Here is a 25,661-nt window from a genome sequence, read left to right on the forward strand (position 1 = left end):
AGTCCGCGCCATGTTCACGAAAGACGTAGGGAAGAGGAGCTGCGGGAGCCCGGGCCGTCCGACCGAAGGCCCGGGCGTGCGTGCCGTCAGCCCCACCCACCGGGCCGTGCGCCGTGCGTACGTGTCACGGTCGTCCCAGCAGCTGGGCACCGGCGGTGGTGTCAGCGCGGGCGGTGAAGTATTCGGTGAAGGCGTGCACGAACTCCTCCTCGGTGATCTGCCCGTCGCCGTCGGCGTCCAGCTGGCGGAAGCCGTGGTTGAGTTCGGCAGGGTGGACGCGGGAGCCGCCGAAGAGGGCGCGGTATTCGTCGGCGCACAGGTGGCCACTTCCATCGGCGTCCGCGGCCCGGAACAGGGCGTGCACGGCGATGTGAAGGCCCGTGGCGAGATAGTCGGGATCGCGGTCGATGCCGGCGAGCATGGCCGTGACGAACTCGGCGCGGGAGACCCGGCCGTCCGCATCGGCGTCCATGGTGGAGCGGATCTGCTGCCACCAGGTGTCGAAGGCGGCGTACACCTCGGCCTCTCGGGCCTCGTCGAGTTCCAGCTGCCAGCAGGCGTTATGGGCCATGGCCTGCAGATCGGCGGCGTTGATGTACCCGTCGCCGGTTTGGTCCAGGACCTGCCGGAAGAACGCATCGACCCGGTGCGAGCGTGCGCCTTCGCGGCGGGATCGGCGGCGGGGCCGGGGCATCCGCACGGCGACGGGAGTGTCCGTGGCGCCGGCGACCGGCGCGGGAGACGGCTGGGAGGGGAGGGTGTCGGCCGGCAGTGTGCGGTAGCGCAGCCGGTCGGGCAGGCGCGTCACCACCAGCCGCATGCCGTGGTGGAGCGTCCAGGACAGTGCCGCGGCAGCCGGAGTGCGGGGCAGGTCGAACCGCTCCCGGAAGGAAGGAGGCAGGTCGGCGAGGGTCAGTGCGGTCAGGGTGCGGGCAACCAGGAGGCGCAGCAGCGGCCACGCGGGCCGAAGACGCCCCAGGCGCCTGGGGGCCGGGGCCTGACGCAGCATCGTGTAGAGCAAGTCGTGTACGGCTTCGGTGTACTCCAGGCGCTCGCGGATGGTGCGGTCCATGTAGGCGGGCACGTCTGCGGCCGTTTCCGGGAACAACTCGTCCGCAAGGCCGAACTCGGCGCAGACGGAGCGGAATTCACCGTAGAGCTGATCAAGTTCGGCGTGGGACAGGGGATTGCCGGAGAGCTCACGCATGGCCGTCATCGACTCGTACACCGTCACCAGCACCCACACCCTCACCTTCGGGTCCGTCGCCGTGAACGTCCGGCCCTGGGCGTCGGTGCCGCCGATGCGGCGGTGGGTGCGATCCAGCCGTGCGATCTCCCGCCGTAGCGTGTCGCGATCGGAGAAGAACAGATGCTTGCCACTGTCCATGGTGTGCTCGATGCGCCGCCAGGGGTGGGCCCGGTAGGTGGAGAACTGAGCGACGCCGGCGGCCACGGCCGGGTCGGCGTTCTGCAGCACCAGCAGCCGCCACGCCACCAGGGCGATACGCCACTCGCCGAGGGTGTGGCGCAGCAGGGTGCCGGAGCCAGGCGATACGGTGCTGGTCATGGCGGTCCTCCGGGAACGGTGCGGTTGGCGCATGATCGGATTTTGATCAGCGCCACGATTAACGCGCATACACGCGCCCCGAGAGCGACCTCAGCCGGGAAACCACCCGTTGGTGCGACCTGCTTCGACGGTGGCGACACAGGCTTCGTTGACGACGATCAGCATCGGGTCGTCCCAGCCACACCTGCCGCGCCTGCCGCCCCCGTTACCGTCCATCTCCTCGGCGGCGAGGACCCTCCACCCGCGTGATCCGCCCGCCCTCTCGTGCACGCCTCGTACGGCTGACGTCCGGAGCCCAGGCATTCAGCGCCGCGCCCTCAGACCCTCGACGAGCAGGCCGAGTCCGAAGTCGAAGAGGCGGGTGAAGTCCGTGCTGGTGAGCGTGGGCAAGGTGGCGCTGAGGTGCGGATACGTACCCGCCGTCAGCGCCTCGCGCAGGACTTCCGGGTCCGCCGGTTCCCCGTCGCTCGCCCGGAGGGCCGCCTGCTCCTCCAGGGTGTGGCCCACGGTGAAGTTGGCCACCGTGAAGAGGGCCCGCGCCGCGTCGTCGTCGCGGAAGCCCGCCTCGCGCAGAACGCCTACGCAGGCATCGGCGAAGCCGAGGACGTTCGCCCCGGTCGCGTGCGTGCCGGCGTACACGCGTGCACCGTCGCGATGAGCCAGTAGGGCCGTGCGCATCGCGCGGGCGAGGGCGGTCAGCTGCTCGCTCCAGTCGCCCTCCCCCGCCTCGGCGGCAGATTCCGCCACGCCGTCCATCATGCGCTCGGCCATCGCCGTGAGCAGGTCCTGCTTGGTCGCGAAATAGCGGTACAGCGCACCGGCCCGGACGCCCATCGCGTCGGCGAGCCGCCTCATGGTCAATGCGTCAAGACCCGACTGATTCAGCAGGTCAAGGGCCTTGTGCAGGGTGCGCGTGCGATCGAGTCGGGCCGGCCGGCCGCGGGTCGGGGTTGACGGGGAGCTCATGGGCCTCAATATAGTGAACATTGTTCACGTGAACGCTGTTCACTAAATGATGCACCACATGAGGGAGGGCATCGCCAATGAACGCCGATGTGATCGTCGTGGGCGCTGGACCGACCGGCCTGATGCTCGCCTGCGAGCTGGCGCTGGCAGGCGTACGGACCCGGATACTGGAGCGCCGCACCGAACCACAGCGGGATTCCCGGGCGTTGAGCCTGCACCCGCGCAGCGTGGAACTGATGGACCAGCGCGGGCTGCTCGACCGGTTCCTCCCGCTCGGCCGGACCGTGCCCGGCTGGCACTTCGCCCAGCTCCCCACCCATCTGGACTTCTCCCGACTGGACTCCCGGCACGGCTACACCCTGTTCCTCGCCCAGGCGCGCACCGAGGCGCTGCTCGCGGAGCGGGCTCGCGAGTTGGGCGTGGAGATCCTGCGTGGACGCGAGGTCGTCGGGCTGAGCCAGGACGGCGACGGGGTCGCGGTGGAGGTGCGGGATCCCGAGGGCACCGAGACCGTGCGGGCCCGGTACGCGGTCGGGTGCGACGGCGGACGCAGTGTGGTGAGGCAGGCCGCCGGGATCGGCTTTCCGGGCACCGACGAGACCCTCACCGGTGTGCTCGGCGACTTCGCGGTCATCGACGCGGACCCCGCGGTCCTGGGCGCGGCCCGGGACCGCGGTGTGCTGGTCGCGCCGCTGGAGGACGGCCTGACCCGGCTGGTCTACCTGGATCCGGAGCGGATGCGGGTACCGGCCGCCGAGCCGGTCACCCTGGAGGAGTTCCGTACGTCCCTGACCCGGATCTGCGGCTCCGACTGCGGGATCGCCGAGCCGCGCTGGCTGTCACGTTTCGGCAATGCCACCCGCCTCGCGGAGGGTTATCGCTCCGGCCGCGTCCTGCTGGCGGGCGACGCCGCCCATATCCACTTCCCCGCGGCGGGCCAAGGGCTCAACACCGGGTTGCAGGACGCCATGAACCTGGGTTGGAAGCTGGCCGCCGTGCTCAACGGCTGGGCACCGCCCGGCCTGCTCGACAGCTACGACGAGGAACGCAACCCCGTCGGCCGGGCCGTCACCGAGAACACCGAGGTCCAGACGCTGCTCGCGGAACTGACGCTCGTCCCCCAGTACCAGCGCCCCGCCGCGGCACTGCGGGGGCTCGCCAACGAACTGCTCGGCATGCCGGAGGTCAACCGCCGGCTCGCCGCACAGGTCTCCGCGCTGGGCACCGTCTATCCGCCCGCGACGCCCGGGGCCGACCCGCTGGCGGGAAGGCGGATGCCGGACATCGGGCTGACCGCCGTCGCGTCGGATGCGATGCGGGTCTACGACCTGCTCACCGAGGGCCGGTTCGGCCACCTCGACCTCGTGGGCGACCCGGATCTGAGCGATACCGTCACGCCGGGGTGGGGCGCACGCGTCAACGCCGTCACCGTCACCCATCGCGACGATCATGCCGACCTGGCCGGCGTGACCGAGGTCCTCGTCCGCCCCGACGGACATATCGCCTGGGCCACGCGTACCGTCGACATCGGTGCGCGGCGCGACGAGCGGCGCCGAGCTCTCACGGCCTGGGCCGGAACTCCCTCCTGACTGCCGAGAGGAGAAGGTCATGTCCGTGCAACGCGTCAATCCGCCGGCTGTGCACAGTCCGTCCGGGATGACCAGCCAAGTCGTCGCCACCGTCGACGAGCGGCTGCGACCGGTCCCTCCGCACGCATTTACTGGCCCTCAAGGCTCTCCGCGTCGAATGCCTGAGCAACCGCGAGACTGTCTTCGTAGACGTGGTGCCGGGTGACAAGGCCGTGCTCGACCGTGAGATGCAAGGCGAATCGCGCGCGGTACGCACGTCCGGTGGGCCGGGCGGTTTGGCGGATTTCGCCGAGCACGATCGCATCATTGCCGTCGATGAAGACGCGCTCGACCTCGGTGGCCGCCTGCCCGGCCACATGGTGCTCGGCAAGCTCGCGGTAGTGAGCTGCGGCGTCGCTGCGGGTGCACCGGTGGCGGATCCATGGGGTGGCAGTGCGGCCGTGCTCGGACTCCGGCCAGTCCAGTTTCCAGTCGCCCCGCTCCGCATACAGTTCGGCGATGCGGTCAGGGTCACCCTCGCCGATCCGGCGCAGCAACTCCTCCACCACGGAGCGGGTCATCGTGGGCGCGTCCAAGGACATGGCCAATCCCTTCGTTTCATTCTTGGAACCGCGTATCGACGCGGCGAGATCACATTCTTTCCGCCCCTGACGGCCCACGACGATTACCTCTCAAGTAATCGCCACCGAGATCCCCTTTCGCGGCAGGCCCAGATGCAGCGCCTGGACCGAGGCCACCTGCCTACCGCGTGACCGATGCACCCCGCCAAACACCCTAAATGGCTTTATTCAGCAGAAGTTGTAACTCTCACCGTTTAGACGGAAACCAAGGCAACTGTCGTTTATGACCAGTTGGGCCGGAGATCATCACCTGAGCGGCGGCGCTCTCCGGGCCGCCCTGCCGAGCGACATCGCCGGTTCGAGACCACCGTCCCATGGGAGTGAACATGCGCATCCGCACTACCGTCGCCGCTTCTGCCCTGGCCGCATTCGCCATCCTCGGAACCGCAGGCAGTGCCTTCGCCGATCCCGGTCCGGGCGGTAGCCGATTCGACATTCGCCAGGCCAGCCAGTGCCGGTCGCACGATCTGAACATCGACGTTCTCGGCGAGGTCGGGGCCCTCAACGGCTTGCTGGGCAACGCGCTCAACGGCGAGGGCGCCCCGGGCGCGCAGTCCACCCGCCTCGGCTCGAGCATGGGCTGCAACAACAGCGCCTTCTGAGAAGAGCGAACACCAACAGGCCGCCTCGACACCGCGGCCGTCCAGGTCCTGTCCGACAGGCCGGTGCGACTGGCCCATCGGACAGGACCGAACAAGACCGAACGGCCACCGCCTCATCAGCCGAGCCGCTTGTCGCCGCCATCACGAGCAGCATCAGACAGCCCTCGGCGGCCGTGCCCGCCGGTCGCCGCACGGCCGAGCCCCGCACGCGGCCGCCGCCTACTGCGGCTTTGTCGCGATCTGGATCAGGTTGCCGCAGGTGTCGTCGAAGACGGCGGTGGTGACCGGACCCATCTCCACCGGCTCCTGGGTGAAGCGGACACCGAGGCCGCGCAGGCGCTCGTACTCCGCGTGCACGTCGTCGACGGCGAACTGAGCGAGCGGGATACCGTCCTCGACGAGCGTGTCGCGGTAGGGCTTGACGGCCGGGTGGCCGGCGGGCTCCAGGAGGAGTTCGGTGCCGCCGGGCTCGTCGGGCGAGACGACGGTCAGCCACCGGACGTTCTCGCCCACCGGGACGTCGTGCTTCGTCACGAAGCCGAGGATCTCGGTGTAGAAGCGCAGGGCCTTGGCCTGGTCGTCGACGAAGACGCTGGTCAGATGGATCTTCATAGGGTGCTCTCCTCCGGTGCGGATGTGTCGGGCACGAGCCATCGCTCGACGATCCCCCGCAGCGGGGCCGCGTTCAGATCGTGGAACTTGTAGCGGCCCTCCCGCCTTGTCTCGACGAGCCCGGCGGCCTCCAGCACGGCGAGGTGCTGGGAAACCCCCTGGCGCGAGATGCCGAGCTGATGCTTCATGCTCAGTCGCGAACAGATCTCGAACAGTGTCTGTCCGGACTTCTCCGCGAGCTCGTCGAGGATGGTGCGGCGGGTGGGGTCGGCCAAGGCTTTGAATAGGTCGTCGGCCACGACCACAGGATAGGCAACTACTCACTTGCCTATCAAGTCGAGGCACGCCGCACTCAGCGTCGACCCGCAGTCGACGGGCGCAGGGCCACGGGGAGCGCGGACGCGGGCGCCGAGGCCCCCACGACGACGTAAAACGCTGAAGGGAGGCACGTCAGCGACGCGCCGCCCCCCCCCCCAGCCCGCCCAGCCGCGCACCGGAAAGCGATCGGATCCGCGACCTCCTTGAACGTCCGACTGGTCGCCCAGGGGTGTCGCCGCGATATGCGACGAAGGGGCACGCGATGCCGCCGCGCACGACGTAGAAGATCGCGTCCAGCACCAATCGGCGCGGATGCCTCTCCGGCCGCCGACCGCCTCTGCCGCGTGTATTGGCTGGTGAAGGCAGGTGAGGCTCGACAATCGCGCACTGCTGGTCCGTCATCGACGAGGACGGGTAGGCCCTGCACCCGGACACCGCCGCAGCCTGGTCGCGGGCAGGGCATGACAGGCGGAGGCAGACACGCGGCAATGAACACGAGAGCTCCTGGTAGGGCTGAAACACAGTCAACTCCTGTCCTGCCAGGGGCTCTTCGTTGTGTCAGGCATGACGCAGAACATCCGCCCCCGGCCCAGCCGCTCGCCGAGCGCAGCGAGGCTCGACGGCCCCACGTCGGCCAGCTGGCTACGCTACGGAGACTCGGCCGCAGACGGAGCCCCGCTGCTGCACCTCCTACGCCGGTGCGCTACCAGCCTGCTCGCGCAGCGTCAGCCATTCCTGAAGCTCAATCAGATTCCCCTCCGGGTCCTCCAGGTACGCGACCCGCATCCGCTCGCCCATCGGGCCCGGGTCCCTGGTGAACTCCGCCCCCCGCGAGGTGAGCTCGGCGTGGGCGGCGTCCAGGTCCTCCACGCGCAGTACCACCAGCGCGCGGTATCCCCCCGGCTCCGCCCCCAACCGCTCCAGCACGCCCGCCATCTGCGCCCGATCCTGCAGCGCGATCGCGGCGTGTCCGGTGTCGGGGCTGAGCTTCGCGTACGGGCCGCTCTCGGCCTCGAACTGCGGCTTGAGCCCGAGCACGTCCCGGTAGAAGCGGTAGACGGTGGGGAAGTCGGACACCAACAGGCGTATCTGGGTGAGTTCCATACCGACCTTTTTAGCCTAGTTCCGACTCCGGTTCCGGCTCGATCGCGATCTTTGAGAGAGCCCCGCCGGAGTTCAGCGACGCACTCTGAGACAGCCGGGTTGGGCAGTGCGCACCGGCCCCGCACGGGCCGCGCACGGGCCGCGCACAGGCCATTGCGTCGAGCGTCCCGATCTTCACGGCCGCGACAACATCCGCTTGCGGTCCCTGCTTGCGGTCTCTACTTGCCGTCGCTACACGCCGTCGCTACTTGCAGTCTCTGCCTGCGCGCCCGGCTATTCGGTGTTGCTAAGTACCAGTAGTCAGCGTTACTGTGTACCGGTAGTCAGCAACACCGAGTAGCTGAAGGGAGGCTCCATGGGCAAGCAGGCGACGGAGATGCTCAAGGGAACGCTGGAGGGCATCGTCCTGGCGATCCTGTCCGGCCGGGCCGCGTACGGCTACGAGATCACGGCGTGGCTGCGGGATCAGGGCTTTTCCGACATCGCCGAGGGCACCATCTACGCGCTGCTGGTCAGGATCGAGCAGCGCGGCCTGGTGGATGTGGAGAAGGTCCCGTCGGAGAAGGGGCCACCGCGCAAGGTGTATTCCCTGAACGCTCAGGGACGGGAACATCTCGAAGAATTCTGGAGGACCTGGAGCTTCCTCGCAGAACGGCTGGAACAGCTCCGCAAAGGAGGCAGTTGACCATGTCCGACGCTGAAAAGGGCGGCTTCATCTCGAAGGTGATCGGCCCCAAGCGGCAGTGGCGGCAGTACAAAGCGCGCATGAAGCAGCTTCCCGAGGACTATCGCACGACGGTCGAAGCGATCGAGCGGTACCTGATGTACTTCGTGCCGACCGACGGCGACAGCAATGCGTCGATGTTCGACGACCTCGGCGACCTCTTCGAGCGGGCCGCGGCGGACGGAACGTCGATCCGCGAAATCGTCGGGGAGGACCCGGTGGAGTTCGCCGAGGCGTTCGTCCAGAACTACTCGGAGGGTGGCTACGTCCCCGCCCGCGAGCGGAAGCGACTGACCGACGCCATCACGCGCGCCGCCGGCGAGGACACCGGAAAAGAAGACAAGGCAGTCTGATAGCACCTCAGCACATCGTGCCCGGGGTCGATCGAGCACCACTTTCACCGGCTGTCTGCGTTACGCGGCCACGGGGGCACACCCAACTGGCTATTTCTCGCCGCGTGTCAGCGGCAGCGTCAAGACGGCGACAGCCAATATCAACACGGCCGGCGATGGCAGATGCCATGAACGGTTCAGCGATTGCGCCCTCGGGGCCGCGAACCGGGCCATGCCGAGCTCACCCCCGACCCTCGTGCGGCGCCCATGCCATGCCCATGAGCGCCGCGCCGGGACGGGCCTCGCAAGAGCAATCACTGTGTTTATCGAACGCTTTATGTAAGGCGGTTCATGATGGGCAAAGGCAAGAGCGGCTTCTCCGAAGCAGGGCTGCGCAGAATGCGCGAGGTGCTGGCACGGCATGTCGCATCCGGGAAGATTCCTGGGCTCGTCGCCCTGGTCAGCCGGGGCGAGGAGACACACGTCGAAGCGATCGGGACGATGCGCCATGACGGTGGCGCGCCGATGCGCCGGGACACCATCTTCCGGATGGCCTCGACGACCAAGCCGGTCGCGGTGGCGGCGACGATGGCCCTGCTGGATGAGTGCCGGCTGCGGCTGGACGACCCGATAGATCCGTGGCTGCCCGAGCTCGCCGACCGCCGGGTGCTGAAGCGGGCCGACGGCCCGCTGGACGACACCGTGCCGGCACGGCGGCCGATCACCGTACGGGACCTGCTCACTTCCACGTTCGGGCTCGGCATGGATATGACGGCGATGGGCTCCCCGATGATGGGCGCGCTCTTCGAGCGGGGGGTTTACGGCCAAGAGGACGGATGGCTGTTGCCGGCACCGGAGCCGGATGAGTGGATGCGCCGCCTCGGCACGCTCCCGCTGATGCACCAGCCCGGAGAGCGGTGGCTGTACAACGTCAGCGACGACGTGCTCGGCGTGCTGGTGGCCAGGGTCACCGGCCAGTCGTTCGAGGCGTTCCTGCGCGAGCGCATCTTCGCCCCGCTGGGCATGAAGGACACCGGTTTCCACGTGCCCGCCGACAAGATCGACCGGCTGCCGCCCCTGTATGCCCCCGATCCGCAGACCGGAGAGTTCATCGTGGCGGACGAGGTCGAGGGGGGACATCACAGCCGGCCGCCGGCGTTCCAGTCGGGCGGCGGCGGACTCGACTCAACCGTCGACGATTATCACGCCTATTTCCGGATGCTGCTCAACCACGGGATGCACGGGACCCAACGGATCCTGTCCCGGCCCGCCGTCGAGCTGATGACCACCAACCGCCTCCCGCCCGAGCAGCTAACCGCCCGAGAAGCCATGGCCCGCAACCTCGTCCATTTGTCCTACGGCCTGGGGCAGCACGGCGGCTGGGGCTTCGGGATGACGGTGCGCACCTACCGTGGTGACTACGCGCCCCTCGGCCAGTTCGGCTGGGACGGCGGAGCCGGCACCACGACCTACGCCGACCCGGACAACCAGCTCGTCGGCATCCTGCTCACCCAGACCGGGATGTCCAGCCCGGATTCGGCGCGGGCCCTCCACGATTTCTGGACCACGCTCTACCAGGCGATCGACGACTGACCCGCCTGCCTGGTCGAGGTCGGTCCGGCACATCTGCAAGCTGACCGCGCTCTGACACAACCGGTGAACGAAGGAAGGGGACGTTGCCCGCGGGCATAGTCCCCTTCCTGCCGGCCGTCAGCTCACGTCGCCACAGGCAGAACGGCCAATGGAAGCGTGCCGGCTTCCACTGCGGCCTGGTCGACCACGAGCCCGGTGTAGCTGCCGACCGCGGTGAACACGGCCTTCGGCAGCCCCTCGTCATGCTCCTCGTAGTGACGGGTCACCTCGGCCTCCGGCATGTCCGGGACCGAGGGGAACACTGCGCCCGCGGCCCAAAGCGCCGCATCCAGCGCCGACCCGGATGCGGTATCCGATGCGAAGTCCGCCTGCCGGCCATCGCCGTCCCCCGGCGCATGAACGATCAGCTTCGGCGGGCAGTGAATGCGGCCGCGCATCCCCGGCACACCTTCCGTGTTCGTAAGGCTGTGCTCGCCTATCCAGGCGATCCCGTCTGACATGCCGATCACACTACCGAGGAGAGCTGACGGGGGACCGTCGCGTACGAACCGGCGTACCGTCGGCGTGACTTCGAAAGGGGGTGGTCGCCGCGGCACCGGGCGAGGACAGCCCCCGGAAACCGAGTGGCCGATCGCAACGTCCTACCTCTCGATAGCTGCGCAGAGTCCCTCCCGGGCTGCCGGCAGGCCCTGGGCAAGCTGAAGTCGGCCGGCGAGGAAGGGCACACCGATGGCAACCACCGCACCTGATCCGCAGCACGACACGGCGCAGGACCGTATCGCCGCGACGCTCACCTCCCTCCAGGCCGACCTGGCTCGCACCGATGCCAAAGCAAGCCTGCTGCTGGCCCTGTCCGGAGCCGCACTTGTGGCGCTGGCCTCGACGGCATCGAGCCTCCACCCGACCGTTCCAGCCGCCGCGGCCGCGTCCCTCGCCGCCGCTGCGCTGCTGGCCTCGACGATGATCCTCTTACTCGCGATCCGTCCGCATCTCGGAGGCAGCGGCTGGACGAGTTGGTCTCGGTTGAGCACCGATCAACTGCGCGATGAGCTGACATCCGGCTACCAGGTGGAACACCTGAGGTTCATGGCCACACTCGCCATGCGGAAGTTTCGGCTCATCCAGGCCGCGGTTGACTGCATGCTCGCCGGGCTCGGTCTACTCGCTGTCACGGCCGTCCTCGTCGCAGCGGCCTGACCTTGCTGTCCTGGTCGGCGTCCGCCCGGCCACAGCGTCGTGACCTGCCCTGGTCGGGCTCGTAGTCGGGCCCGTGGCCGGCTTCGTGAGAGGGGTCGTGTTGCCGGACCGCGTTCGCGAGGCGCCAGGGGGCTTCCGGGCCGCTCGTACGCCTCCGTCACTGCGGCGGTGGAGCCGCCCCGCCGGAGGCGGCTCCACCGCGCGGCCGAACGGGCGTTTACTCGTGGGCGCTGATCACACCGCCGGCGCTGAGCACGACGTACACGCCGTTGGTGACGAATCCGATGTCGTGCTGGTTCGCTTCCACCGTGTCGTCCGCGTCGCCGCTCTGGCTGAGGAACTGCGCGCGGTACCGGAGCTCGCCGATCTTCGTGACCTTGACCGTCCAGCCGCCCGTGATCTTGAACGTGCCCGGCCCCTGGTGACCGCCGCCCATCCAGGAATGGACCTGGCCGTCCAGCGTGAGCACGACGAACATGTCGTTGGCGTCGAGCCCGGCGTCGCGCCCCTTCGTCTCCAGCGTGGCCAGGACCGAACCGCGGGCGACGATCTTGGCCCGGTAGTGCTGGGCGCCGACCTTGTAGATCTCGGCCTTGCTGATGCCGTCCGCCAGGCGCTGGGTGCGGACCGGGGAAGCCGCCCTGCCACCGTCGGCGGACTGCGTACCGCCCGACTGCTTGCCCGTGGCGCCCGCCTCGGGACCGGCCTTGGCACCGGTGCCACCCTGGTCACCGGAGCCCTCCTTGGCCTCGGAGCCTTGCGCCCCCGCGGAGGAGCCCGCGCCGCTGGACTCGACGGCGGCCGTGCCCGTGCCCGTGTGACCCGCGGGCTTCGCGCCGGTGGCCTCCGCGCCGGAGCAGGCGGTCAGCGTAAGGCCGACGGCTGCGGTCAGTGCCGCGGCGGCCATGCGCAGGGTGCGGCGACGAGCGGTGCGGACAGTGGTGCTGGAGCTCATTTCAGGTCCCCCCCGGGACAGTCGGCGTCGTTGTTTCCTCCGTACGTCACCCACTCTGATCCAGGCCACTGTCGCAAGGCTGCCACTCCGCTAACGTCCGGCTAACACGGGTGTGAGCAGGGGAAAGACGCCAAGGACAACCCGAGTGCCGTCGGCGATCGCTGCCGTGGTGGAGGTGCTGCTCGCGCTGCCCCGCACGGCCGTACGGGCGGGCTCAGGTGCGGAGGAATCCGAGGACGGAGTCGGTGCGGCCGAGCACCGCGTGCCCCGTCCCGGGCAGTACGTGCACCTCCGCATGCGGCAGGCAGTGCCGTACGCGCCGGGCGGTCTCCCGCGAGTCGAACATGGCGTCGCGCGCGCCGACCGTCACCTGCACCGGGATTGCCAGGCCCCGCAACGCCACGTCGGGAAACACGGGCAACCGTTCCCTGCGCGGCCTGAAGTGCGCGAAGGTCAGCATCACGCCCTCCAGGACGGCCTCGTCCCGCGGCGAGTCGAGACCGGTGAGGGAGCGGACCGAACGGCGCGCGCCCCAGCGGCCGAAGGGCCGCACCAGCAGCGCCCGGAGTATGCGTCCCGTCCGTTGCCTGCCCAGGCCACCGGGGCCGAGCAGGGCCAGCCGCGCCACCCTGGCCGGGCGGCGGATCGCGTAGTCGACCGCGAACCAGCCACCGAGCGAGGCCGCGACCACGGGAACGTTCTCGAGGCCGAGGCCGTCCAGTACATCGTCCAGCCACCGGGCCGGGGCTTCGGAGTTCAAGGTGGGTCGGGACGGTGCGCTCAGTCCCGGTTCCCCGACGATGTCGACGGCGTAGGTGCGGAAGTGGCCGGCCCAGGAGGTGATGTCCTCGCCCCACATCGACGCGTTCGCGCCCGAGCCGTGCAGCAGTACGAGCGGTGGCGCATCCGGCGGCCCGGAGACGAGGACGAAGGTTTCCCCCTCACGGGTCGGCACCCGCACCTGCTGGGCGGACACCGGCCAGCCGTCCAGCGCCTCCTGGTACTGCCGGCGGACCGCCGCCGCGCCCTCCTCGGACGTGTAGATCGTGACGCTCATGAGGCCAGCACCTGCTCGACGTGCTCCAGGACCTGGGCCGTGTCCCTCAGACCACCCAGGATGACGATCTTCATCCGAGCCCTCTCCTCGTCGTAGACGGTCTGGATCCGCAACTGTCTGCCGCCGTCCCGCTCGCGGCCGGCGACCCCGGCGGTGACGAGTGTCGTCAGGCGATCGGCCGTCCGGCGGGAGACCGCGTCGATCTCCACGATGCTCGACACTTCCGCGTGCCGCGGGCCGCGGGCGTCCTCGTCCGGCGGCCCGGGCAACGGGCGCCCGGTGAAAGCCTCCAGGTCGGCGTGCGCGATCCGGTACTGCTTGCCGATACGCACCGCGGCGAGTCGGCCGTCCCGTACGTAGTTGCGGATGGTTCTGACGTGGAGCCCGAGGCGTTCGGCGACCTGCTCCACCGAGTACAGACGTTCACTCATGAAAAGTACTCTAATTTCCTCTTGAGGAGAGGACAACAGAGTTCTTTAGAGGAAAATAGGGAGGGACAAGGTGAGTGAAGGGCCGATGACCCCAGCTCCGCAGAAAGCGGTGTGCTCCGCTGCGGGAGACGGGGCAACGGGTCGTGCACGGGCAATCGTCAGGGGTGGTGTGGTCGGCCTCGTCCGTTGTCACCTGTGGTGAGCGGGCCAGCCGATGGCGTCGAACACGGCGACGGGGTCGAGGTGGTCGCGCCAGTGTGTGATCTTGCGGTCCTTGAACGTGATGACCGAGACGAAGTGGTTGTCGTAGGCGTTGCCGGTGCCGACCGCTCGGCCGTGGACCGCGTACTCAAGGACGACGACGGATGATGCGGGGTCCCGGTGGACGGCCAGCTCGTCGGACCCGTGCAGCACGATCGTCTCGCCGTAGCCACGGTAGAGCTCCGCGACGGCTTCGCGGCCCACGAGGCGCCGTGGGTAACCGGGGACGGTGATGACGTACTCGAAGACGACGTCCTCCGCCAGCGTGTCGAAGAAGTGCTCGCCGTCGACGAGCCCGCGCAGTCCCTCCTCGATGATCCGGAAGAACGGAGCGAGCGCCTCGAAACCCGGTCGGCCGGTCATGAGCGCACCGCCGGGAGGGCCCAGGCACGGGCGTTACGGCGCGCGAAGTCCGCGAAGCCCGACGGCGGAATTCCGGTGACCTTGAGGACGTCGTCGTTGGGTCGCGAGCCGCGGCCGGAGGCGATCGTCCCCGTCAGCCACCTGAGCATGACGTCGTAGTCGGCGGGCACGAGGCCGGCCGCGATGGCGCCGTCGATCCAAGCGCCGCTGTCGATGTCATCGTGCCTGACCGGTCGGCCGGAGACGCCCGCGATGATCTCGGCGACCTCGGCGACCGTGAGCGCTTCGGGACCGGTGGGCGCATACGTCGCGCCGGCGTGGGCGCCGGGGTCGGCCAACGTCTCGGCGGCGACCGCGGCGATGTCCGCGGCGTCGACGAACGCCTCCCTGCCTCCTGCTGTCGGCACCGTGATCACCCCCTGGACGACGGGCAGATGGTCGTCACTGAAGTTCTGCATCACCCACGCGGGGCGGATGACCGACGACGTGAAGGCGTCCCGGCCCATGACGTCGAGCTCGACGGCCCTGATGTCGACCTCCGGCGGGGCCTGGTCGCCTCCGTAGGTGCTGAGGTAGGTGACGTGCCGTACCCCGCAGGCTTCGGCGAGGTCCAGGAAGCCGGACACCAGGCCGGCGTACGCGACCCGCATGACGGGGGTGACGAGGTAGATGCGGTCGACACCGGCGAGGGCGGGGCCGTGCGTGGCCGCCGCGTCCCAGTCGAACCGCACATCGGCACCGTGCCGTGCCGCCGTCCGCACGGTCAGGCCCCGTTCGGCCAGTTTTTTCGCGACGAGTGATCCCGTCCTTCCGGTGCCACCGAGTACGAGCGTGGTCTGCGACGAGTTGTCCATGGCTCCATGATCCAAGCAGGGATGGAGTGAATCAATGCGCGAAAGGCGCGTTGTCTTTACGTCAGACGCTCAATTTCTTGACGATGGAGTTCGTTCTGGCAAACACTCTTCCTATGGACCTCCTGCAGGATCACCTGACCAGGGCGCGTGCTTCGGGCGGTGTCTTCGCCCGTACGGTGGCCGGCCCCCCGTGGGGGCTGCGGCTGGCCGGCAGTATCCAGCTCTCGCTGCACGCCGTCGTTCAGGGCCGCGCGTGGCTCTGGCTCGACGACCCGCAGGCGGCCCTCGAACTGGCACCCGGCGAGCTGGCACTCGTACGCGGCGGACCGGACCACCACATCGCCCACGAGCCGGCAGCCCCCTGCCTGGACCCGGAAGAATTCACCGCGCGGCACGCTCACGACGAGCACCCCGATGACCGACGGGCCACCGTGTTCCTGTGCGGCGCCTACCGATTCTCCGGCGATGTCGGAGAAGGACTGCTGGGCGCGCTGCCCCAGATCCTGCCGCTCTCCGCGGCAGTCGGCGACCCCCTGCACGACATCGTTGCCGTGCTGTCGCGGGAACTGTCCGCCCCCCAGCCCGGCCGTCAGACCGTCCTCGACCGGCTCCTCGACATTCTCCTGGTGCTCGCCATCCGCACGAGCTTCACGACGAGCAGCAGTGCGCCCCGCTGGTTCCGGGCGTCGGCCGATCCCCGGCTGAGCGCGGCTCTGCAAGCCATGCATGACGATGCCGCCCACGCGTGGACGGTGCCCGAACTGGCAGCCGTCAGCGGGCTGTCACGGGCGGCCTTCGCGCGGAGCTTCCAGCGAGCACTCGGCCAGGCCCCGATGCAGTACCTGACCGACTGGCGCATGACGTTGGCACGGGACTACCTGCGCAACGGTCAGCCGACGCTCACGCAGGTCGCCGAACGCACCGGCTACGCGTCGCCCTACGCCTTCGCCGCGGCTTTCCGCCGCCACCACGGCCAACCGCCCGGCCTGTGGCGCCAACAGCAAGCCGAGCGAGCCGCGCTGTCGGCCGAGGACACAGGAACGGCCGGCGACGGCGTCCACTTCGTCTGACGGGCGCATCGGCCTTCCCCCACGCGGGTCCTGCCGTGCGGGAAGGCCGGGAGGACCGGACGGCGTGCGTCAGCGCTGCGCGGGGGCCTTCACGGCGGGGCGGGGCCACGCGTCGCCGATGGAGGTGTCGGGGTCACGCGTGGTACGGCTCCCCTCCCTGCCTTGCCCTCTCCGAGGATGCTCAGTCGAGGCAGAACTCGTTGCCCTCGATGTCCTGCATCGGGATGCACGACTCGTTGAAGCCATCGGCACGCAGTACTTGCACGCATACCGCGCCGAGCGCGACCAGTCGTGCGCACTCGGCCTCGAGTGCGGCGAGGCGCTCTTCACCCACGAGCCCGGTGCCGACCCGCACGTCAAGATGCACCCGGTTCTTGACGACCCTGCCTTCGGGAACGCGCTGGAAGAACAGCCGCGGGCCCACACCTGAGGGATCGACGCAGGCGAACGCTGAACCCTGACGCTCAGGCGGCAGCGAACGATCGAATTCGTCCCAAGTAGCAAACCCCTCCGGTGGCGGCGGTACGACGTACCCCAACACCTCGCACCAAAAACGAGCGACGCGCTCAGGTTCTGCGCAGTCGAAGGTGACCTGGAACTGCTTGATCGATGACATCGGCGCACCATAGCAGGGGACTCTGTTGCTCATCTCCCGGCAGCCATATGCACGTTGAAGGGGGATGGGGATGGTCCTTGAGAGCCGCTGCCGTGGCGTGCGGTCGCACGGGGCGACCCGATGTCGACGCCTCCAAGGGGTTGCCCGTCGTTCCGGACCGGACCGCGGCCACTCCCCTGAGATCCCCGCGCCGTTCGCAGCCTGTTCAGTCCGTGGCCGCCTGGGTGCCCGATGCTTCGCCGGGAGCGTGAGCGCGCTCCTCGCCTGCTCGGCCCCTGACAAGAGGAGCAGCCATCTTGCGTACGCACTGGCGTAGCCAAGCCCCCCTCACCGCGGTCGCCCTGGCCTTGCTGGCTCTCGGCCTGTCCGGTGTGCCGGCCTCGGCTCAGGCTCAGGCTCAGTCCGCGGTGCGGATCAACGAGGTCGAGTCGAGCGAGGGCAGCCCCGGCGACTGGGTCGAGATCGTCAACGCCGGGACCGCCGCGGTCGACGTGTCCGGATGGGTCGTCAAGGACAATGACGACGGCCACTCCTACAAGATCGGCAAGGACACGAAGCTGGCACCGGGCGCCTTCCTGGCGCTGGATGTCGACCCGTCGTTCGGCCTGGGCCGCGCGGACTCCGCGCGGCTGTTCAACGGCTCCACCCTGGTGGACTCCTACGCGTGGACCGACCACGCCGACACCACCTACGGCCGCTGCCCGGACGGCACTGGCGCGTTCACCACCACGGCTGCGCCGACCAAGGGCGCGGCCAACGCGTGCGGCACCACCGGCGGAGGGGGCGGTAGCCAGCCGTCCCACGGGGCGTGGCCGGGTGGCTCCGCGGTGACCGTCGCCGACGGCTCGAACGTCTTCGGGGAGAACCTGAGCGGTCTGTCCTTCGAAAGCACCGGTGTGCTGTGGGCGGTGGACAACGGTCCGAGCAAGCTCTACCGGCTCGTGCCCAACGGCACGACGTGGCACCCCGACACGGCCGGTGGCTGGTCCGGCGGCAAGTCCCTGCACTACCCGGACGGTAGTGGTGACCCCGACTCGGAGGGCGTGGTCGTCACCCCTGACGGGATGTTCGTCGCCACGGAGCGCGACAACGACAAGGACTCCACCAGTCGGCCCGAGATCCTGCGCTTCGACGCTTCTTCCACGTCCTCCTCGCTGAACGCGACCGGGGAGTGGAACCTCACCTCCGACCTGCCTTCCCTTCCCGCGAACGCGGGGCCCGAGGGCATCTCGTGGATCCCGGACTCGTTCCTGACCGCGCACGGCTTCCGTGACGAGCACGCCGGGACCACCTACGATCCGGCCGCCTATCCCGGGCACGGCAGCGGCCTGTTCTTCACCGGCGTTGAGGACCACGGCCCCCTCTACGCCTACGCCCTTGACCGGTCGGGGGGCGGATTCACCCGGGTCGCCACGATCACCAGCGGCCTCTCGGGCGTGATGGATCTGGAATTCGAGCCCGCCACCGGGCACCTGTGGGCCGCCTGCGACGACACGTGCCAGGGCCAGACCGCCACTCTCGACATCAACGCTCAGGGTCAGTTCTCCGCTACCGCGGTCCACGACCGTCCGACGGGGATGCCGAACTACAACAACGAGGGGTTCGCCATCGCCCCTCAGTCCACCTGCGCAAACGGCCACAAGCCGGTCGTCTGGTCCGACGACACCAACGATGACGGCCACGCACTGCGTGCCGGCACCCTGAACTGCACTGCCTGACACCAGCAGAACGGGGCGGGGCGGCCATCAGCCACCTCGCCCCAAAGGGTCTGCCCAGTTGCCGGGCCTGCTGCGAGCGGAGGGGGCTCAGCGCAGCCGACGCACGCGCAGCACCAGGTCGTCGGTATGGTGCGCGCCGGCACCGCCGTCGGGGGCGACACGTGGCCGCTGCTCGTCCACCTCCACCTCCCAGTCGTCGTCGAGCAGAGCGGCGACCATCGAGGGCCAGACGTAGTCGGCCGGGTCGAAGCCGCTGTCGTGCGCATGCTCGGAGTCCATCCCTGCGTGGTGTACGAGCAGCAGCACGCCGCCGGGCGCGACGGCCGCGAGCAGCGCTCGCTCGGCCGCGGCGCCGGGGGTGCGCAGCAGGGCCGGGTACTGGGCGGAGACCAGGTCGAAGGAGGCCGGCGGGAGCACCGCCTCCGTCAGTGCCGCGTGCACCCAGCGCACGGCGAGGCCGGCTTCCCGCGCATGCCGGGTCGCCCGCTCCAGCGCCACCCCCGAGACCTCGAGCGCGGTCACGTCCCAGCCGCCGCGCGCGAGCCAGACGGCGTCCGCGCCCTCGCCGCAGCCGACGTCGAGCGCCCGCCCGGGAGTGAGCCCGTCGACCTCGGCCACGAGTGCACCATTGGGCAAGCCGCTCCACAGCTGTTGTCGGTCGGCGTAGCGGTTGTCCCATTCCACCCGCAGTGCGGGGTCTCCGACGTATCCGTCGGTAGACGAGGGGGTGTTGGACGTCGGCGATGTTGCTGCGATGTTGTCGGTCACGGGCCCACCGTTGCCGATCGCGTTCCGGTCACGCCACTCCTGTTGCCGGTCCGGCAAAACGGCGTCCACGAGGCGAGGAGCCGGTGATCCAGCGAGCGTCGTCGGAGGCCAGGAAGGCGACCGCGTCGGCGATGTCCTCCCATGGGTCATGGGCCATGGGCCATACGCGATGGGCAAGGTGGCATGTCGAACAGAACAGCCAAATGGATCGCGAGAGTAGGCCATTCAGGGGAAGGACAGCTTCACGGCATGACAACCTTTCGCCGAGCCCTTATGGCTCTCTTCGTCGCGGGTATCGCACTTGGCACACCCGTAACAGCAGCTGCCGACGCCACCGCGGCAGGACCCGTGTCCACACTCCAGCCGGTAGCGGCGCCGGGGGCGGGCACCGAGATCGCGGATGTGACGGCCAACCGGAAGCCGGATGCGGAGTATGGACCGTACGCCGGCTACGAGGAGTGCTGGATCGCCGGCAACGAAGGGCAGCAGGCGGGACAATGGCGGTCATTCTTCTGTGCGCAGAATGGCACCCCCAGTTGGTGGCTGTTCACCACCCCATGAGCGTCGCAGGCCTGCGACCAGCCGAGCGTCTGCAGTCATCACGAACGCCGACAGTCCGGTGCGAACCCCCATGGTCGACGCCGACTCGTCGGACACGCCGAGCGACGAACCACCTGCTGATCATTCCGATGGTCGGTCATGGTGACAGAGGCGACCAGCCGCCCCATGATCTCCGTGATCTTGGTGTGTGGCGGTCTTGGGCGCGTCGGGCCGGGGCCGGTCCTGGTAGTGGGCGACGAGTAGCGAGCGAGTGATGTGTCGGCCGGCGGACGCCGGCGTCGAGGAGACGCGGGTCACATTCGTCCATGTCACAGGGGATCGGGCTGTCTCGTCTCAGGGGTGTAGCCACTGACGAACGCAGAGGAGCACCCCATGAACGCGCGACTGAACTACTTCGCCAGCCCGACCGCCGGAAAGGCCCTCAAGCACTTCATGTCGGCGGGCAAGGCGCTCAAGGACTCGCCGCTGCCGGCCGCGACGCAGGAGCTGGTGGCGCTGCGCGTGAGCCAGATCAACGGCTGCGCCGTCTGCATCGACATGCACACCAAGGAGGCCGCCGCCGCCGGTGAGACCTCGGTGCGGCTGAACCTGGTCGCGGCGTGGCGGGAGGCCACGGTTTTCACCGAGGCCGAGCGTGCCGCGCTGGAGCTGGCGGAAGAGGGGACCCGAGTCGCGGATGCGGCCCATGGGGTCAGCGACGAGGTGTGGGCATACGCCGCCAAGCACTACGACGAGGAGCAGCTCACCGCCCTGGTGGTGCTGGTCTCCTTCATGAACGCGGTGAACCGGCTGAACATCCTCACCCAGCAGCCGGCCGGCGACTACGAGGTCGGGCAGTTCCACTGAGAGGGGGAGGGCGGAGGTCGGGCAAGAAAGTCCGGCGGGTGGGCCGGATGTGAGGGCGGCGAGTGAGGAGGGGTCGGCGTGAGCAAGGTCGAGGAGTTCGAGGAGTTGCGGCCGCTGCTGTTTTCGATCGCCTACCGGATTCTGGGCAGCGTGGGCGAGGCCGAGGATGCGGTGCAGGAGACATGGCTGCGCTTTGACGGCTCGTCGACCCGGCCCACGTCGACCAAGGCCTTTCTGTCAGCCGCGGTGACACGGATCTCGATCGATGTGCTGCGTTCTGCGCGGGTGCGGCGGGAGGAGTATGTCGGGCCGTGGCTTCCCGAGCCGCTGCTGAGCGATCCGTATCAGGATCCGGCGCGGTCGGCGGAGCTGGCCGACTCGGTATCGATGGCGGCGCTGGTGCTGCTGGAGCGGCTGAGCCCGCTGGAGCGGGCGGTGTTCGTGCTACGGGAGGTGTTCGCCTTCGGGTTCGACGAGGTCGCCGCGGCGGTGGGGCGTTCGGAGGCGGCATGCCGGCAGCTGCTGGTGCGGGCGCGGCGGCATATGGAGGCCGGGCGGCCGCGGTTCGCAGCGGACCGGCAGGCGCGGGACAAGCTGGCGACGCAGTTCTTCGACGCGCTGAAGAACGGCGATGTGGGCGGGCTGCAGAGTCTGCTGGCCGCCGACGTGCAACTGGTCGGGGACGGCGGCGGCAAGGCCCCGCAGCTGGCCAAGGCCGTCATGGGTGCGGAGAACGTGGCCCGCGTGCTGGGCACCGTCTTCCCCTTGATGAGCCGGATCGACGTAACGTTCGCTCCGCACGAGGTCAACGGCCAGCCCGGCGCAATCTTCCGCGACCGGGACGGCAAGGTGCTCCATACCTTGGCCCTGGACGTGCTCGACGGGCGGATTCACACCATCCGCGCGGTGATCAATCCCGACAAGCTCGGCCACCTCGGGACGGTCGCCGACGCCTGGGCCGTCGACCGCGAGGTGAAGCAGGCCCGCCGACAGATGAACTGACCTCGGGGTGGCGTGGACCGGCACGAAGGACGCGGTCGGGAAGGCCGTAACGATCGCCGCGGGCGGCGGGAGCGGCCGGCCGACCACGACCACCAGCCGGCTGCCGGCGTCGAACCACCAGCCGGGTTTCGGCGTCGACCGCCGCCTGATGATGCGTCGAGTACCGACGGTTCTCCGACTGCTCAGCCACGGCGTGATCGCGGGTCGGCGCCAAAGCGCTGCCCGCGATCAGCCGGCCGCGTCACCGGGTGGCGAAGCGGGTCTCCTCCTCGTCGGTTGCCACGAGACGGCGGGGGCGGCTCGGCAGCATGTTGGTCGGGTGGGAGATGCCCCAGGCCGTGGCCGCACAGATGAACTCCTTGATGCGGGCGGCGGTCCGGCCCCTGATGACGGTGGAGGTGACCTGATCGTCGTGGGTCACGCGCTGGACGATTCCATCGCGGCGTCCGAGGCTGATGCACTGGACGGCGTAGCCGATCGTGGTCTCGGGAACCTTGCGACCCGTCAGGCGCGCGGCGAGGGCGTCGGCGGCCAGCCACGCCATCGGGTTCGCCGTGGCGCAGGCCATCCGCAGCGGCTTGCCGCCCGCTCCTTCGGCGAGCGCGGCGTCGCCGACGGCGTACACATCGGGGTGTGAGACCGAGCGCATGGTGCCGTCGACGACGATCCGCCCGGTGTCGGACACCTCCAGGGTGGTGGCGGCCGCGATCGGGTGCACGGTGAACCCCGCGGTCCACACGGTCACTTGGGCCGGGATCTCGCCGGCCGCACCGGTGACCACCCTGTTCGCTTCGACGCGTGTGATGTCAGCGTGCTCGTGGACCGTGATGCCGAGCCGGTCGAAGACGCCACGCAGGTGGCGCTGGGCCTTGTCACTGAGCCAGTCGCCGACGGCGCCGCGGGCGGCGATGGCGACCTCGAGGTCCGGGTGCGCCTCGGCGATCTCGGTGGCCGCTTCGATACCGGTCAGGCCGCCGCCCGCGATCAGTACGGTCCCACCCGGCCGCAACTCGTCCAGGCGCGCCCGCAGCCGCAGCGCGGCCTGCTTCCCGGCGACGTTGTGGGCGTACTCGGCGACGCCTGGGACTCCATGGTCGGCGAGGGTGCTCCCGAGGGCGTATACGAGGGTGTCGTAGCGGGTCTCGGCGCCGTGCTCGCCGGTGAGAGCGACGGTCTTGCGGTCCACATCGACCGCGGTGACCCACGCCGGCCGGACCTGCACGCCGGTGCCCGCGTAGACGTCGCGCAGCGGGCGATGGGGAAGGTCCTGTCCGCTCGCGAGCTGGTGCAGACGCACCCGCTCGACGAACTCGGGGTCGCCGTTGACCAGAGTGATCTCGACATCGTCGCGGTGCAGCCGCCTGGCGAGGCGACCTGCGGTGACGGCTCCTGCGTACCCGGCTCCGAGGACGACAATGCGGTGCTTCATGGCTCGCTCCTATCTGGCTGTGTTCACCTCCTGAACCGCACAGCCGCGCCTTCCCTGACAGGAAACGCATGTGAGGTGGGTCACCACATCTCCGCGAGGGGGCGATGCGGGCCGGCGGCCGCCCACTGGCGCGTGATGCGTTCCAATTTGTCGGGGTTGACCTGGAGATGGAGCGCCTCGACGCGGTCGGAGGTCGCGTCGAGGCAGATGACGCCGACGACCCGCTCGCCGACCTCGACCAGCACAGCGGGACCGCCGTTGACGACGGCGGCATGGAGGGCCGCGCTGCCACCGGCAAGCGCTCGCTTGGCATCGGTCTGCTGGAACAGACGGCGGAGGTATCGCGCGATACCGAGCGCGCCGATGAGCGGGGTCCTGCGGGCCGGAATCCGGCCACCGCCGTCGGCCACGCTGACCGCATCGTCGGCGAGCAGCCGGATCAGCGGCTCGGTGTCGCCGCTGAGGGCCGCGGCAAGGAATTCCTTGACGATCTTCTCCGCGGCAGCCGCATCGACCTCGGTGCGGGCCCGGTCGGTCGTGACGTGCTGCTTGGCACGCCGGTAGATCTGCTGGCAGTTCGCCTCGGTGAGGTCGAGGATCTCCGCGATCTCTCGGTGCGGATACCCGAACGCCTCGCGCAGCACGTACACCACACGCTCATTGGGCGACAGCCGCTCCATGAGGGTGAGCATCGCGAGGGAGACCGACTCGCGCTGCTCGGCGGTGTCGGCCGGACCGAGCATCCGGTCCCCGGCCAGAACCGGCTCCGGCAGCCACTGACCCACGTACGTTTCCCGCCGGACCCGCGCCGAAGTGAGCTGATTGAGACAGAGATTGGTGAGCACCTTCGTCAGCCACGCCTCGGGCGTCTCGATGCGTTCCCGGTCCGCCGCATGCCACCGCAGAAACGCATCCTGCACAGCATCCTCGGCATCACCGGCCGACCCGAGGAGCCGGTAGGCAATCGCCTCCAGGCGCCCCCTGGAGCTCTCGAACAGATCGGCCTCGTGCGTACTGAGCGACATCGGCCCAGGATCGGCTATGTGCTCAGGCCACGTCCACCCTCGCCGTGATCGGCGCAGCGCTGGATGCGCTGCGTGCGACACCCCGTTCGCCAGGTCCTCGGCCGGGTCGCCGGAACCCTCGACAAGGCCGCCGTCGCCCGATCCGACTCAGGAGCCGGGCACGCCGAGGGTGAGATAGGCGAAGCCCCACACGTCGCGAAGCCCTCGCAACCAGATCGACCGATGGTCGTCGAGCCGGGTCCGTACCTGTTCGGCCTCGGGATGGTCCCGGTTGGCGAGCAGCCACTCCTCGGCTCCGGCGGCGTATCCGGACTCGAACTCCTCCAGTTCGTCGCGCGTCGCCGTTTGGATGCGCAGCGGGCGGAAGCCCGCGGCGATCGCCACATCGACCAGATCGGGCAGGTGGAAGCACTCGTCGACGGTCGTTCCCGGCCACATGTGCGCCAGCTGTTGCTCGCTCGGCGTCCGCTCCCAGTAGTCGGCGCCGAACAGCAGCACGCCGCCGGGGTTCACCAGCCGGCGCAATGCCGTGAGCGCCTCGGGGACCGCGCCGAACGCCTGGTAGGCGCCGCAGTTGATGACGACGTCGGCCGCGCCGGAGTGGTCGGTCGCCGAGCCCTCGATGAAGTCGACCCGATCGGCCAGTCCTCGATTCGCGGCGTTGTCCCGGCCACGCGCGATATCGGGGCCGCGGACGTCGATCCCGACACCGCGTGTACCGCGTGCGACGTCCAGAATCCGCAGCAGCAATTCGCCCCAACCGCAGCCGTAGTCGACAACGGTGACGGGGTTGCGGGCGGCAAGCTCGGCGGCGAGACGGTCGGCACGTTCGGTGGAGAGCGGGCCGTGGAATGACAGGTGGGATTCCGAGGCGAACCCGGATGCAAAAGGCACTGGAATTCCTCACATAGTGGTCTTGGAGGGGCGATGCGGCCCGCCGGGCGGCAGGTTCAACCGATCGCATCGAGCAGCGGCTTCGCGTCCACCGCTGTTCCGTCCCATGGTTTCCGGCCCGACTTCCGGGCCATGGCCGACGATTCTGCGACACCACCCGGCACTTACCGCAAGGCCCCCCGTGCGCTGCAAGTTGAGCACGGCGAGGAGTTGATCTCCTCGCCATGGGCCCACACCGCGCCTCGAACGAGAAGGACTCGAGGTCGGAAGTCCTAGGCCGAAGGTCTGTGTTCCCTCTCCGGGGTCGGGTTGTGATGATGTCGAGGTGCCTGGTCTTCACCAAGTCGTGGGCCAGATGCTGCTACTCGGGCTGACCGGCACCCCGCCGGCCCTGTCGTGCGACTGCGCGTGGGGGCTGACGGCCTCGGCCACACGGGACTGGTTCGGCCGCTCCCCACGGCGGCTGGCGCTCGCCGAGCGCGCGGGCGGCGTGGCCATGATCGGTCTCGGCCTGAAGGTCGCGAGGGACTGCACCACCTGACTGCCGTCCGCACCACCTGACCGCCGTTTCACCTCCTAGACAGTAA

31 protein-coding genes are annotated in these 25,661 nt (G+C 69.3%); 12 read left to right on the top strand and 19 right to left on the bottom strand.

Annotation, left to right across the window (positions count from 1 at the left end):
* Window positions 1-124: 124 nt before the first annotated feature.
* On the bottom strand, window positions 125-1,567 hold the full coding sequence (locus ACIGWZ_RS34395) for an oxygenase MpaB family protein (RefSeq protein WP_400071050.1): 1,443 nt from the start codon (window positions 1,565-1,567) through the stop codon (window positions 125-127).
* Between the two features lie 303 nt (window positions 1,568-1,870).
* The gene (locus ACIGWZ_RS34400) at window positions 1,871-2,533 is read right to left on the bottom strand and encodes a TetR/AcrR family transcriptional regulator (RefSeq protein WP_400071051.1); all 663 of its coding nucleotides are present in this window, start codon (window positions 2,531-2,533) and stop codon (window positions 1,871-1,873) included.
* Between the two features lie 77 nt (window positions 2,534-2,610).
* Here ACIGWZ_RS34400 and ACIGWZ_RS34405 point away from each other — a divergent pair, with 77 nt between their 5' ends.
* Window positions 2,611-4,122, top strand: a complete 1,512-nt coding sequence (locus tag ACIGWZ_RS34405) for a monooxygenase (protein WP_400071053.1) — start codon at window positions 2,611-2,613, stop codon at window positions 4,120-4,122.
* 128 nt (window positions 4,123-4,250) lie between these two features.
* On the opposite strand, the gene ACIGWZ_RS34410 is transcribed toward ACIGWZ_RS34405, so the two are convergent.
* Window positions 4,251-4,703, bottom strand: coding sequence for a nuclear transport factor 2 family protein (locus ACIGWZ_RS34410; protein ID WP_400071370.1), 453 nt, complete (start codon window positions 4,701-4,703; stop codon window positions 4,251-4,253).
* Window positions 4,704-5,068: 365 nt separating this feature from the next.
* Between ACIGWZ_RS34410 and ACIGWZ_RS34415 the strand changes: the two genes are divergently transcribed.
* Complete coding sequence (locus ACIGWZ_RS34415) at window positions 5,069-5,344, top strand: hypothetical protein (RefSeq protein WP_400071055.1); 276 nt, start codon at window positions 5,069-5,071, stop codon at window positions 5,342-5,344.
* Between the two features lie 219 nt (window positions 5,345-5,563).
* Here ACIGWZ_RS34415 and ACIGWZ_RS34420 read toward each other — a convergent pair whose 3' ends face one another.
* From ACIGWZ_RS34420 to ACIGWZ_RS34435, 4 genes are all read right to left on the bottom strand, one after another.
* On the bottom strand, window positions 5,564-5,956 hold the full coding sequence (locus ACIGWZ_RS34420; protein ID WP_400071057.1) for a VOC family protein: 393 nt from the start codon (window positions 5,954-5,956) through the stop codon (window positions 5,564-5,566).
* On the bottom strand, window positions 5,953-6,255 hold the full coding sequence (locus tag ACIGWZ_RS34425; RefSeq protein WP_400071059.1) for an ArsR/SmtB family transcription factor: 303 nt from the start codon (window positions 6,253-6,255) through the stop codon (window positions 5,953-5,955). The genes ACIGWZ_RS34420 and ACIGWZ_RS34425 overlap by 4 nt, the downstream gene beginning before the upstream one ends.
* Before the next feature lie 151 nt (window positions 6,256-6,406).
* On the bottom strand, window positions 6,407-6,676 hold the full coding sequence (locus ACIGWZ_RS34430) for a transposase (protein ID WP_400071061.1): 270 nt from the start codon (window positions 6,674-6,676) through the stop codon (window positions 6,407-6,409).
* A gap of 288 nt (window positions 6,677-6,964) precedes the next feature.
* Complete coding sequence (locus tag ACIGWZ_RS34435; RefSeq protein WP_400071063.1) at window positions 6,965-7,378, bottom strand: VOC family protein; 414 nt, start codon at window positions 7,376-7,378, stop codon at window positions 6,965-6,967.
* A gap of 355 nt (window positions 7,379-7,733) precedes the next feature.
* Here ACIGWZ_RS34435 and ACIGWZ_RS34440 point away from each other — a divergent pair, with 355 nt between their 5' ends.
* The 3 genes from ACIGWZ_RS34440 (at window position 7,734) to ACIGWZ_RS34450 (ending at window position 10,027) form a co-directional block, all read left to right on the top strand.
* Window positions 7,734-8,063, top strand: a complete 330-nt coding sequence (locus ACIGWZ_RS34440) for a PadR family transcriptional regulator (protein ID WP_400071064.1) — start codon at window positions 7,734-7,736, stop codon at window positions 8,061-8,063.
* Window positions 8,064-8,065: 2 nt separating this feature from the next.
* Window positions 8,066-8,455, top strand: coding sequence for a DUF1048 domain-containing protein (locus ACIGWZ_RS34445; protein ID WP_400071372.1), 390 nt, complete (start codon window positions 8,066-8,068; stop codon window positions 8,453-8,455).
* Window positions 8,456-8,788: 333 nt separating this feature from the next.
* A complete protein-coding gene (locus tag ACIGWZ_RS34450) occupies window positions 8,789-10,027 on the top strand; it encodes a serine hydrolase domain-containing protein (protein WP_400071066.1) in 1,239 nt (412 codons plus the stop codon).
* Between the two features lie 122 nt (window positions 10,028-10,149).
* Here ACIGWZ_RS34450 and ACIGWZ_RS34455 read toward each other — a convergent pair whose 3' ends face one another.
* On the bottom strand, window positions 10,150-10,527 hold the full coding sequence (locus tag ACIGWZ_RS34455; protein ID WP_400071068.1) for a hypothetical protein: 378 nt from the start codon (window positions 10,525-10,527) through the stop codon (window positions 10,150-10,152).
* Between the two features lie 229 nt (window positions 10,528-10,756).
* Here ACIGWZ_RS34455 and ACIGWZ_RS34460 point away from each other — a divergent pair, with 229 nt between their 5' ends.
* Window positions 10,757-11,224, top strand: a complete 468-nt coding sequence (locus ACIGWZ_RS34460; protein ID WP_400071070.1) for a Pycsar system effector family protein — start codon at window positions 10,757-10,759, stop codon at window positions 11,222-11,224.
* A gap of 217 nt (window positions 11,225-11,441) precedes the next feature.
* On the opposite strand, the gene ACIGWZ_RS34465 is transcribed toward ACIGWZ_RS34460, so the two are convergent.
* The 5 genes from ACIGWZ_RS34465 to ACIGWZ_RS34485 form a co-directional block, all read right to left on the bottom strand.
* Window positions 11,442-12,179 carry a hypothetical protein gene (locus ACIGWZ_RS34465; RefSeq protein ID WP_400071071.1) on the bottom strand — a complete coding sequence of 246 codons (738 nt, stop codon included), beginning with the start codon at window positions 12,177-12,179 and terminating at the stop codon, window positions 11,442-11,444.
* A gap of 214 nt (window positions 12,180-12,393) precedes the next feature.
* On the bottom strand, window positions 12,394-13,236 hold the full coding sequence (locus tag ACIGWZ_RS34470; RefSeq protein WP_400071073.1) for an alpha/beta fold hydrolase: 843 nt from the start codon (window positions 13,234-13,236) through the stop codon (window positions 12,394-12,396).
* Window positions 13,233-13,667 carry a helix-turn-helix domain-containing protein gene (locus tag ACIGWZ_RS34475; RefSeq protein WP_400071075.1) on the bottom strand — a complete coding sequence of 145 codons (435 nt, stop codon included), beginning with the start codon at window positions 13,665-13,667 and terminating at the stop codon, window positions 13,233-13,235. The genes ACIGWZ_RS34470 and ACIGWZ_RS34475 overlap by 4 nt, the downstream gene beginning before the upstream one ends.
* A 189-nt stretch (window positions 13,668-13,856) precedes the next feature.
* Window positions 13,857-14,291, bottom strand: a complete 435-nt coding sequence (locus ACIGWZ_RS34480) for a nuclear transport factor 2 family protein (protein WP_400071077.1) — start codon at window positions 14,289-14,291, stop codon at window positions 13,857-13,859.
* Window positions 14,288-15,145, bottom strand: a complete 858-nt coding sequence (locus ACIGWZ_RS34485) for an NmrA family NAD(P)-binding protein (RefSeq protein WP_400071079.1) — start codon at window positions 15,143-15,145, stop codon at window positions 14,288-14,290. Before ACIGWZ_RS34485 ends, ACIGWZ_RS34480 begins: the two co-directional genes overlap by 4 nt.
* Window positions 15,146-15,258: 113 nt before the next feature.
* Here ACIGWZ_RS34485 and ACIGWZ_RS34490 point away from each other — a divergent pair, with 113 nt between their 5' ends.
* Window positions 15,259-16,215: an AraC family transcriptional regulator gene (locus ACIGWZ_RS34490; RefSeq protein ID WP_400071081.1), complete on the top strand. Its 957-nt coding sequence runs from the start codon at window positions 15,259-15,261 to the stop codon at window positions 16,213-16,215.
* A gap of 181 nt (window positions 16,216-16,396) precedes the next feature.
* On the opposite strand, the gene ACIGWZ_RS34495 is transcribed toward ACIGWZ_RS34490, so the two are convergent.
* On the bottom strand, window positions 16,397-16,831 hold the full coding sequence (locus ACIGWZ_RS34495; RefSeq protein WP_400071083.1) for a VOC family protein: 435 nt from the start codon (window positions 16,829-16,831) through the stop codon (window positions 16,397-16,399).
* A 296-nt stretch (window positions 16,832-17,127) separates the two neighbouring features.
* Between ACIGWZ_RS34495 and ACIGWZ_RS34500 the strand changes: the two genes are divergently transcribed.
* Window positions 17,128-18,549, top strand: coding sequence for a lamin tail domain-containing protein (locus ACIGWZ_RS34500; protein ID WP_400071085.1), 1,422 nt, complete (start codon window positions 17,128-17,130; stop codon window positions 18,547-18,549).
* A gap of 87 nt (window positions 18,550-18,636) precedes the next feature.
* On the opposite strand, the gene ACIGWZ_RS34505 is transcribed toward ACIGWZ_RS34500, so the two are convergent.
* Together ACIGWZ_RS34505 and ACIGWZ_RS34510 are read right to left on the bottom strand one after the other, a co-directional pair.
* Window positions 18,637-19,317: a class I SAM-dependent methyltransferase gene (locus ACIGWZ_RS34505; protein WP_400071087.1), complete on the bottom strand. Its 681-nt coding sequence runs from the start codon at window positions 19,315-19,317 to the stop codon at window positions 18,637-18,639.
* A 28-nt stretch (window positions 19,318-19,345) separates the two neighbouring features.
* Window positions 19,346-19,474: a hypothetical protein gene (locus ACIGWZ_RS34510; protein ID WP_400071089.1), complete on the bottom strand. Its 129-nt coding sequence runs from the start codon at window positions 19,472-19,474 to the stop codon at window positions 19,346-19,348.
* A 191-nt stretch (window positions 19,475-19,665) separates the two neighbouring features.
* Here ACIGWZ_RS34510 and ACIGWZ_RS34515 point away from each other — a divergent pair, with 191 nt between their 5' ends.
* The 3 genes from ACIGWZ_RS34515 (at window position 19,666) to ACIGWZ_RS34525 (ending at window position 21,726) form a co-directional block, all read left to right on the top strand.
* Window positions 19,666-19,878, top strand: a complete 213-nt coding sequence (locus ACIGWZ_RS34515; protein ID WP_400071090.1) for a hypothetical protein — start codon at window positions 19,666-19,668, stop codon at window positions 19,876-19,878.
* Between the two features lie 372 nt (window positions 19,879-20,250).
* The gene (locus ACIGWZ_RS34520) at window positions 20,251-20,724 is read left to right on the top strand and encodes a carboxymuconolactone decarboxylase family protein (RefSeq protein ID WP_400071092.1); all 474 of its coding nucleotides are present in this window, start codon (window positions 20,251-20,253) and stop codon (window positions 20,722-20,724) included.
* Window positions 20,725-20,802: 78 nt separating this feature from the next.
* Window positions 20,803-21,726: an RNA polymerase sigma-70 factor gene (locus ACIGWZ_RS34525; protein ID WP_400071094.1), complete on the top strand. Its 924-nt coding sequence runs from the start codon at window positions 20,803-20,805 to the stop codon at window positions 21,724-21,726.
* A gap of 241 nt (window positions 21,727-21,967) precedes the next feature.
* On the opposite strand, the gene ACIGWZ_RS34530 is transcribed toward ACIGWZ_RS34525, so the two are convergent.
* The 3 genes from ACIGWZ_RS34530 to ACIGWZ_RS34540 all read right to left on the bottom strand — a co-directional run bounded on the left by ACIGWZ_RS34530 (window position 21,968) and on the right by ACIGWZ_RS34540 (window position 25,074).
* Window positions 21,968-23,155, bottom strand: coding sequence for an NAD(P)/FAD-dependent oxidoreductase (locus ACIGWZ_RS34530; protein WP_400071096.1), 1,188 nt, complete (start codon window positions 23,153-23,155; stop codon window positions 21,968-21,970).
* An 80-nt stretch (window positions 23,156-23,235) separates the two neighbouring features.
* A complete protein-coding gene (locus ACIGWZ_RS34535; RefSeq protein ID WP_400071099.1) occupies window positions 23,236-24,180 on the bottom strand; it encodes an RNA polymerase sigma-70 factor in 945 nt (314 codons plus the stop codon).
* 147 nt (window positions 24,181-24,327) lie between these two features.
* Window positions 24,328-25,074: an SAM-dependent methyltransferase gene (locus ACIGWZ_RS34540; protein ID WP_400071101.1), complete on the bottom strand. Its 747-nt coding sequence runs from the start codon at window positions 25,072-25,074 to the stop codon at window positions 24,328-24,330.
* Window positions 25,075-25,399: 325 nt separating this feature from the next.
* Here ACIGWZ_RS34540 and ACIGWZ_RS34545 point away from each other — a divergent pair, with 325 nt between their 5' ends.
* Window positions 25,400-25,615 carry a hypothetical protein gene (locus tag ACIGWZ_RS34545; protein ID WP_400071103.1) on the top strand — a complete coding sequence of 72 codons (216 nt, stop codon included), beginning with the start codon at window positions 25,400-25,402 and terminating at the stop codon, window positions 25,613-25,615.
* Window positions 25,616-25,661: the final 46 nt, after the last annotated feature.

The organism is Streptomyces sp. NPDC053427, from assembly GCF_044544985.1.
Classification (GTDB): domain Bacteria; phylum Actinomycetota; class Actinomycetes; order Streptomycetales; family Streptomycetaceae; genus Streptomyces.